7 protein-coding genes and 2 pseudogenes are annotated in these 7,832 nt (G+C 41.8%); 5 read left to right on the forward strand and 4 right to left on the reverse strand.

Annotation, left to right across the window (positions count from 1 at the left end):
• Positions 1 to 334 precede the first annotated feature (334 nt).
• The 4 genes and pseudogenes from ahpF to FTT87_RS15340 all read left to right on the forward strand — a co-directional run.
• Positions 335 to 1,900 (forward strand): alkyl hydroperoxide reductase subunit F, encoded by a 1,566-nt coding sequence (gene ahpF / locus FTT87_RS15330; RefSeq protein ID WP_180175069.1) that lies wholly within the window; start codon positions 335 to 337, stop codon positions 1,898 to 1,900.
• Positions 1,901 to 2,089: 189 nt separating this feature from the next.
• Positions 2,090 to 2,434: a hypothetical protein gene (locus tag FTT87_RS15335; protein ID WP_166168825.1), complete on the forward strand. Its 345-nt coding sequence runs from the start codon at positions 2,090 to 2,092 to the stop codon at positions 2,432 to 2,434.
• 120 nt (positions 2,435 to 2,554) lie between these two features.
• Positions 2,555 to 2,710: pseudogene (locus FTT87_RS16265) on the forward strand (VIT family protein); the annotation flags it as partial.
• Positions 2,704 to 2,889 (forward strand): annotated as a pseudogene (locus tag FTT87_RS15340) (YeeE/YedE thiosulfate transporter family protein); the annotation flags it as partial. The pseudogenes FTT87_RS16265 and FTT87_RS15340, both read left to right, overlap by 7 nt.
• 95 nt (positions 2,890 to 2,984) lie before the next feature.
• Here the strand turns inward: FTT87_RS15340 and FTT87_RS15345 are convergent.
• Genes FTT87_RS15345 through FTT87_RS15355 form a run of 3 tightly spaced genes read right to left on the reverse strand, consistent with a single transcriptional unit; the run spans position 2,985 to position 5,594 of the window.
• Positions 2,985 to 3,503, reverse strand: a complete 519-nt coding sequence (locus FTT87_RS15345; RefSeq protein ID WP_180175070.1) for a hypothetical protein — start codon at positions 3,501 to 3,503, stop codon at positions 2,985 to 2,987.
• 52 nt (positions 3,504 to 3,555) lie between these two features.
• On the reverse strand, positions 3,556 to 4,335 hold the full coding sequence (locus FTT87_RS15350; RefSeq protein WP_180175071.1) for a TIGR03915 family putative DNA repair protein: 780 nt from the start codon (positions 4,333 to 4,335) through the stop codon (positions 3,556 to 3,558).
• On the reverse strand, positions 4,335 to 5,594 hold the full coding sequence (locus tag FTT87_RS15355) for a putative DNA modification/repair radical SAM protein (RefSeq protein WP_180175072.1): 1,260 nt from the start codon (positions 5,592 to 5,594) through the stop codon (positions 4,335 to 4,337). Before FTT87_RS15355 ends, FTT87_RS15350 begins: the two co-directional genes overlap by 1 nt.
• A gap of 220 nt (positions 5,595 to 5,814) precedes the next feature.
• Here FTT87_RS15355 and FTT87_RS15360 point away from each other — a divergent pair, with 220 nt between their 5' ends.
• Positions 5,815 to 6,858 (forward strand): nitronate monooxygenase family protein, encoded by a 1,044-nt coding sequence (locus tag FTT87_RS15360; RefSeq protein ID WP_180041721.1) that lies wholly within the window; start codon positions 5,815 to 5,817, stop codon positions 6,856 to 6,858.
• A 64-nt stretch (positions 6,859 to 6,922) separates the two neighbouring features.
• On the opposite strand, the gene FTT87_RS15365 is transcribed toward FTT87_RS15360, so the two are convergent.
• Positions 6,923 to 7,474, reverse strand: a complete 552-nt coding sequence (locus FTT87_RS15365; RefSeq protein ID WP_180175073.1) for a hypothetical protein — start codon at positions 7,472 to 7,474, stop codon at positions 6,923 to 6,925.
• Between the last annotated feature and the right edge of the window lie 358 nt (positions 7,475 to 7,832).

Below are 7,832 nucleotides of genomic sequence, written 5' to 3' on the forward strand. Positions count from 1 at the left end.
TTGTTCCATTTTAGAGATTTGTTTAAGATAAGATATAACTCATTGAGATGTGTCATAGTATTCGTCGTTAGAAAACAATTATTGTGACATTATTTCAATGAGTTATCTATTTTTGTCGTGTACAGAGCAACAATTTATTAAAAATGCTCTAATTTCAACTTAATACTTGAATATTCACACTAAATCAGCATTTACTTAAGACAGTATTTTTGTAAAAAACTTATCAATCTATTAAACCGATTGTTTTTATAAAAATGAAATGTTTTACCTATTTAAATATTTAGCCTACTATAGCTTTATTAAATAAGCATTTACTCCCTTGGAGACGTTAGCCATGTTAGACCAAAATACTTCAGCACAACTTAAAACCTTACTGGAACGTCTGGAAAGCCCGATTGAACTGGTGGCGACTTTGGATGCTTCAGATAAGTCTGACAAGATTAAAGAACTGGTGACTGAAGTTGCAGCCTTATCTGATTTAGTCACTGCACGCTTCGACGGTACAAATAAACGTGCCCCAAGCTTTGGGGTGGCAAAACAAGGGGAAGAACCGCGTGTCTTCTTTGCCGGTTTGCCGATGGGACATGAATTTACTTCCCTGATTCTGGCCTTGTTACAGGTGTCAGGCTATGCCCCAAAAGTGTCAGATGAAGTCCTGGCACAGATCAAGGGTTTAAATTTAACAGCTGATTTTGAAGTGTTTGTCTCGCTCAGCTGCCATAACTGTCCGGACGTGGTACAAGCCCTAAACCTGATCGCCATCTATAACCCGGGCACCACGGCCACCATGATTGACGGTGCATTTTTCCAGGATGAAGTGGAACAGCGCAAGATCATGGCGGTACCAATGGTGTTCCAGGACAACGCCCACATCGGTCAGGGCCGTATGACGCTGGAAGAAATCATTGCCAAACTGGATAGCAATTCTGCAGCCAAAGATGCAGCAAAGTTAAATGCCAAAGACGCGTTTGATGTGCTGGTGATTGGTGGCGGTCCTGCAGGTAACACCGCAGCGATTTATGCGGCGCGTAAAGGCATTAAAACCGGAATCGTAGCGGAACGTATGGGCGGTCAGGTCATGGATACCATGGACATTGAAAACTTCACTTCCGTGCAGAAAACCCAGGGTCCGAAATTTGCCGCCGAGATGGAAGCACATGTACGTGAGTATGGTGTGGACATCATGAACCTGCAACGTGTATCCAACATCAAAGGTGCGGATGAAACGGCGAATGGCCTAGTTGAAGTCACTTTGGAAAATGGGGCGAAGTTAGAATCCAAAACCATCATTCTATCGACCGGTGCACGCTGGAGAGAGATGAACGTTCCGGGTGAGCAGGAATATAAAACCCGTGGTGTAGCATACTGTCCGCACTGTGATGGTCCACTGTTTAAAGGCAAACCCGTTGCAGTCATCGGTGGCGGTAACTCGGGTGTTGAAGCGGCGATTGACCTGGCCGGGATTGTCGAGCATGTAACTTTGGTGGAGTTTGATACCAAACTGCGTGCCGATCAGGTCTTACAAGACAAGCTTAACAGCTTGCCAAATACCACTGTGATCAAGAATGCGCTGTCGACTGAAGTAGTCGGTGACGGTTCACAGGTCACTGCACTGAAATACAAGGACCGTGCAACGGATGAGGAACATACGATTGAACTGGCGGGAATTTTTGTACAGATCGGTTTGTTGCCAAACACGGATTTCCTGAAAGAAACCGCTGTTGAACTGACCAATCGTGGCGAGATCGTGATTAACGAGCGCAACGAAACCAACGTGAAGGGTGTGTTTGCTGCTGGTGACTGTACCACAGTGCCATACAAGCAGATCATCATTGCTACAGGTGAAGGTGCCAAGGCATCGCTATCTGCCTTTGATTACATTATCCGTTCGGGACAGTAATCTATATTCAGCATAAATAGTTTAATCTGGCTTATATCACAATGTGGTATAAGCCTTTTTTTTCCCTCATTTTTTCATAAAAAATAATTACATTTAATTAACAATTTTAGCTCATAATTTGTGCATTTTTTTAGCTATATTCAAAATACCCCTATTTAGGTGGGTGCCACAAATTAGAAGGAAATGAAAATGAATAAATTGCTTATTGCTTTAGGTCTTGCTGCTAGCGTTGCCCTGGTGGGTTGTAATAAACAAGAAGCACCAGAAACAGGTGCAACTACTGGCGAACATCTTGAAAATGCAGCCAATCAAGCAGGTCATGATATTTCTGATGCCACAAAGGAAGCTGAAGCTAAAACTCAAGCTGCTGCTGATGAAGCCAGCTCTAAAATTGAGGCAGCAGGTGATGAAGCTGCTGCTAAAACTGAAGCCGCAGCAAAAGATATTAAAAATGCAGCGAAAGAAGCTACTGCAAAAACTGCCGGTGCTGTGGAAGAAGGTGCTTCGAATGTTCGAGAAAAAGCTCAACAATAATGTGAATGGTTGAAATAAAAAAGCTCCTTTAAAAAGGAGCTTTTTTATTGAAAAATCTGACTTTTTATGCACATTACTTCGATGATAGTTGCAAGAAATAATGATTCAAAGCATGTTCACATACCATATTCATATCGTCATGAAAAATATTATGTTCAAAGAACAGGTAGATTATTACGTACTGTAGTATTAAGAGCAAATAACGGAATTATTTCCGTGACCAGCTTAATTATGGGTATGGCTACCAGTAGTGCATATCTGCATACTTTATTGCTGCGCTAGTTGGAGAATTACTGCTCGGATACGGTGTCCGTCCCACATATGACTGTATATCTGGTGCTTACTTCAGTGGTATTTCTTCAGGTAGTTTGCATGGCTGGTTATGGTTGATCTTTGCCTTCCTGGGTAACAGTATTGGCATGAAACTTCGTCCCATTTTCTTTCCGGACGAATGACCACAACCAGGAAAATTAACCGGTTATTAAATCCAAATTTCAACCTATGAAAAAGCCCATCATTGAATGGGCTTTTTTGTTTATCCTATTTTTAATTAATGCAGCGCTGCTTTTAAATTACAACCAAAACCCATAATTTCTTGAGCCTGACGGTATGAGGTATAACGGTTTAAAATAAAGTCATAAAACTGGTCTGCATCCGCAAAATTTTTGCTTAAGTTTTCACCCTGTGCATGGGGTAATTTCACATGTCCAATGATATTCAGATTTTGATGACCCAACTGATACATTTCGGCAAAATAGCCATTCATCATTTGACAATACGCCTGTTTGACCGGTTTTAAGGAAGTACTACTCACCGCATGCAGGTTTAAAGTCTGCAACTGATTTACATCAAGCAGCGACTGGTCTGAAAAGGCAATATTGTTGCTTTTTTTAAAAGCCTGATAATCTTTAGATAGCTGTTGATTTAAGCTTTCAAAGCGCTGCTGCAATCTGGCTGCATCCTGCACCTTATATTTTTGAGGATCAATCTGGATTTTTTGCTGTTCGGAAGATGAACATGCTGAAAGTACTACGCTTAAAATTAAAGTCGCCAAAACGAACGGCTTCATTATAAATTGTCCTCATCACTAAATCTTGCAATAGTATGCCTGAAATATGCAGCTATATTGATTTTTCATTCATATAACGCCAGTAACGCTTCGGCACATACTGAATATGCAATTTCATATTTTGCCGAACCTGAATATTGACACTGCGGAAATAATCTTTCCACAGCTGGTCATACAGTAATTCCTGTTCATCCAGTTCTACAGTAAACGCCTGACTATAACCACTCGCGAATGTGGCATCGACCTGATGAGCATCCATTTCAATTTGATGCAGCTGTTGCAAATCATAATAAATGCCATATTTACGCTTTTCGTCATAAATCAGCCAGCGTTGATCTTGATAACGTGCCCTAAAATGCCGTTCAATCAACGGCAATACATTAAAATCAGGCCGAACCAGACTTAAAAACAGACCGTCCTGACATTTCTTGAAGCGTACAAAGGCTTCCATACGATGCTTTTCACGACCAACCTGCTTTGCCCATTGCGATAAAGCCAGCACATCAGCATGCCCATAGTTTTCATCGACCTTGTAGCGACTTTGAAAAACATAGAGGCAATAGTTAAACAGATGTTGATAAGCAGTTTGATTTTCAGATAGAAAAGTATAGTAAAAATTACGCTGACTCTGGCCCGATGTTTTTTTCTTCAATCCCCGCCAGACCCGCTGTGCATGCTCTTCATTCGATGCGACCTGTATAAAATCATCAAACAAACCCTTTTGCGCATGTGGATTGCTCGTCACCTGCACATGAAACTCTTTAAATTGAAAGGCACGAAATACACAGCTCAACAGGCCGGTCATGCTGCCATCAAAACAGTAAGTTGCCATTAAAAACCAAAACCCAGTTGTGGCGATAACTGCTGCACATATTTGGACTGTCCCGACTGCAAAATCTGAGTCCTAATCTGGCCTGGCAACTGCTCCTTGATAAATTTTGGCGTATCGGCACAGCGGATAAAATGCTGCGCACGGTTATATGCAACACCCATACGTTTTAGTTGGTCGATATGAATTGTGCCAAAGCGACGCGCCTGGACAATTTTTTTCGCTGAGCGCACGCCAATACCCGGAACACGTAAAATCATGCGGTAATCTGCACGGTTCAGATCGACAGGAAACTGCTCAGGATGACGTAATGCCCATCCCAGCTTGGGATCAACATCCAGGTCCAGATTCGGGTATTTTTCATCGACCAGTTCTGTCGCCTCAAAACCATAAAAACGCATCAACCAATCACTTTGATAAAGCCTATTTTCTCTTAATAAGGGGGGTGCCGAACCAATCACCGGCAAGGCTTTTTCCTGTTCATTAATTGGAATATAACCCGAGTAATACACCCGTTTCAGTTTAAACTCTTTGTAATGTCGGTCTGCCATTAAAATAATATCTTGATCGCTTTCGTTATATGCCCCTACCACCATTTGCGTGGTTTGCCCTGCTGGAACAAACTTGGGAACTGAACGAATCAGTTTGCGTTCATCTTTGAACTGGATTAAACGGTCACGCACAAGAGCTAAATCTTTCCGTACTTCGGCATGGGTTTTCTCAGGAGCAAATTTTTGCAGTCCTGCTTCAGTCGGCATTTCTAAATTAATACTCATCCGGTCAACATACAGCCCCGCTTCAGTAATGATTTCCTGCGATGCGCCGGGAATGGTTTTTAAGTGAATATAACCGTTAAAATTTTCTTCCAGACGTAATTTTTTCACCACTTGCAGCATCCGCTCCATGGTGTAATCTGCCGATTTAAAAATCCCTGAACTTAAAAACAAACCTTCAATATAATTCCGGCGATAGAAGTTCATGGTTAAATCTACTACTTCCTGAACGGTAAAAGCCGCCCGTTTTACATCATTGGAGCGACGTGACACACAGTAAGCACAATCATAAATACACACATTGGAAAACAGAATTTTAAGCAAAGATACACAGCGACCATCTTCGGTATAGCTATGACAAATACCGGAGCCGGTATTCCCTAGCCCTTTGTCTTTGTTTTTTCGGTTACTGCCACTTGAGGAACAGGAGACATCATATTTGGCAGCATCAGCTAAAATTTGCAGTTTTTCACGGATACGATCAGACATGGATAAACAGCGCTAAAAAGATGAATCTGTATTATAAAATTTTCAACTCAAACCACATGGGCAGCGGTCTTTTATGCGACATGGTTTGACGCCTTATTGATCATTTCATTTTCATTTATTTTTAGGTGTAAAAAACTTTTTATTTCATAAAAAAATAACGAATATTATTTGCTTAATTTATAGGGCTTGGGCAAAGTGATGAGATGCATAGGAGCCAAATATGACTTTATTAGAACAACTTGAAATTAAACATCCTATTTTCCTAGCACCGATGGCAGGTGTTTCTACTCCTCAACTGGCAGCTGAGGTTTCCAATCAAGGCGGTTTGGGTTCATTGGGTTTGGGTGCTAGTACAGTTGCAGCAGCGCGTCAACAAATTTTAGAAACGCAAGCACTTACTCATAAACCATTTCAGGTCAATTTCTTCTGTCATCAAAGCGCCACGCTCGACAAAAATGTAGCAGATCAGTGGATTAAATATTTATCCCCTCAATTTCAGAAGTATCATGCAACTCCGCCGACAGAATTAAAATGTATCTATCCCAGCTTTCTCGATAACGATGACTATTTAAACCTGGTTTTAGAAACTCGACCTCAGGCAGTAAGCTTTCACTTCGGCATTCCACATCCTCATCAAATTCAGGCCTTAAAACAGGCCGGTATCCTGACGATGGTTTCAGCGACCAATCTGGCTGAAGCACTGCAGATTGAAGCGGCTGGGATTGATATCATTATTGCGCAAGGCATTGAAGCCGGTGGGCACCGTGGCATTTTTAATGAAACATTTGACAGCGCAGTCAAGACTTCTGATCTGGTACAATTGTTAAAACAGTACTGTAGCAAGCCTGTTGTGGCTGCGGGCGGGATCATGAATGGCACCCAGGCTCAGCTCTTAATCCAGTTAGGTGCCGAAGCTGTTCAATTGGGCACCGCTTTCGTACAGTGCAAAAGTTCCAATGCCAACACGGCCTATCGACAAGCCCTGTTTAGCAAACCAATTACCCAAATGACTGCCAGCATTTCCGGACGACCTGCTCGCGGTCTAATTAACCACTGGCATACCCAAATCGATCAGCCTGAACGTCCTCCAGTTGCCACTTACCCCTATTGCTATGACTTGGGTAAACAACTGCATGCCGCAGCATCTGCACAAGGTGACCATGATTTTGGGGCATTTTGGGCGGGAACCAATGTTGCCCAAATTCGGGAGATGGAAGCTGCAGATTTAATTAATCAACTGGTTCTGGAAATCAGTCAAGCCTAATCTTCTGGCATAAATATGCTGTAAAAAAACCTCTCAGTTGAGAGGTTTTTTGCTCAACGTTCATCTAGCATGGAGCACGAAGCCATGCATCCTTGGCAGCATATTTTGCTTGCTCCCAATCTAAACGGGATGGGCCTTTGATTGCTTCCCATTGGGTTCGCAATTCAGTTTCTACCTGTTCAAAATGTGTATCACTGTCGAACAAAGGACGATTCTTATATCCCACCTCATAGGCACTGCGATAATCCCTGTCATAATCTAAATCATCATAGGTACTTCGGCTTTCATGGAAATAAGGACTGTCGCGGTGCTGCTCTCTCCAATAGGCATCTTCTTCGACTGGATTGATGGCATCGGCAGCTTCATTACCCGCCACACCACCAATAATACCACCGACAATACCGCCAACTACCGCACCTGCAGAACCAGCTGCTACACCACCCACTGTACCAATACTTGTACCCACAGGGTGATCATTTGCTTCATTCATATCTGGTACCTGATTACTTTCCTTATCGGTAATCGAATCAGCATTCACATCTGTTCTTGGTTCTTCTGGACGTTTATTTGGATGAGTAAGATCAGCTTCCGTCATAAGACGATTTATATTGACCATTCTCTTTCTCCTTCTGTCCTATCTATATACAAAATATTTAGAGAAGCCGCTTATTTAAGCTTTAGAAGAATTCAGCATAAAGCTCTTCTGAATAAGCTATGTCTTATAAATGTGCTAAATGGGTGATGAGATGTTGTAGGGTGTAATTCTTTTAGTATTGTTTTATACAAATTACGCAAAAAAAGTCTCGATAAAGAAAATTCACTACTCTTTTTTGAATGGAATCTTTTAAAATTAGGACTTACGCATTGACGGATTCAAAAAAGTATTAAAATACTTTATAAAGTATCTGTGATCAGACGAATTAAACATGCTTCTACAGCAACTTGTACATTACCCATTTATATGGGCTTTCTCA

Origin of the sequence: Acinetobacter sp. YH01022 (assembly GCF_013420235.1) — a bacterium.
Taxonomy (GTDB): domain Bacteria; phylum Pseudomonadota; class Gammaproteobacteria; order Pseudomonadales; family Moraxellaceae; genus Acinetobacter.

What these genes read in the sequence shown, in the direction of transcription:
- FTT87_RS15350 (WP_180175071.1), bottom strand. Translation starts at nt 4,335, where the DNA reads ATGGCAACTTACTGTTTTGATGGCAGCATGACCGGCCTGTTGAGCTGT.
- FTT87_RS15355 (WP_180175072.1), bottom strand. Translation starts at nt 5,594, where the DNA reads ATGTCTGATCGTATCCGTGAAAAACTGCAAATTTTAGCTGATGCTGCC.
- FTT87_RS15365 (WP_180175073.1), bottom strand. Translation starts at nt 7,474, where the DNA reads ATGGTCAATATAAATCGTCTTATGACGGAAGCTGATCTTACTCATCCA.
- ahpF (WP_180175069.1), top strand. Translation starts at nt 335, where the DNA reads ATGTTAGACCAAAATACTTCAGCACAACTTAAAACCTTACTGGAACGT.
- FTT87_RS15360 (WP_180041721.1), top strand. Translation starts at nt 5,815, where the DNA reads ATGACTTTATTAGAACAACTTGAAATTAAACATCCTATTTTCCTAGCA.
- FTT87_RS15335 (WP_166168825.1), top strand. Translation starts at nt 2,090, where the DNA reads ATGAATAAATTGCTTATTGCTTTAGGTCTTGCTGCTAGCGTTGCCCTG.
- FTT87_RS15345 (WP_180175070.1), bottom strand. Translation starts at nt 3,503, where the DNA reads ATGAAGCCGTTCGTTTTGGCGACTTTAATTTTAAGCGTAGTACTTTCA.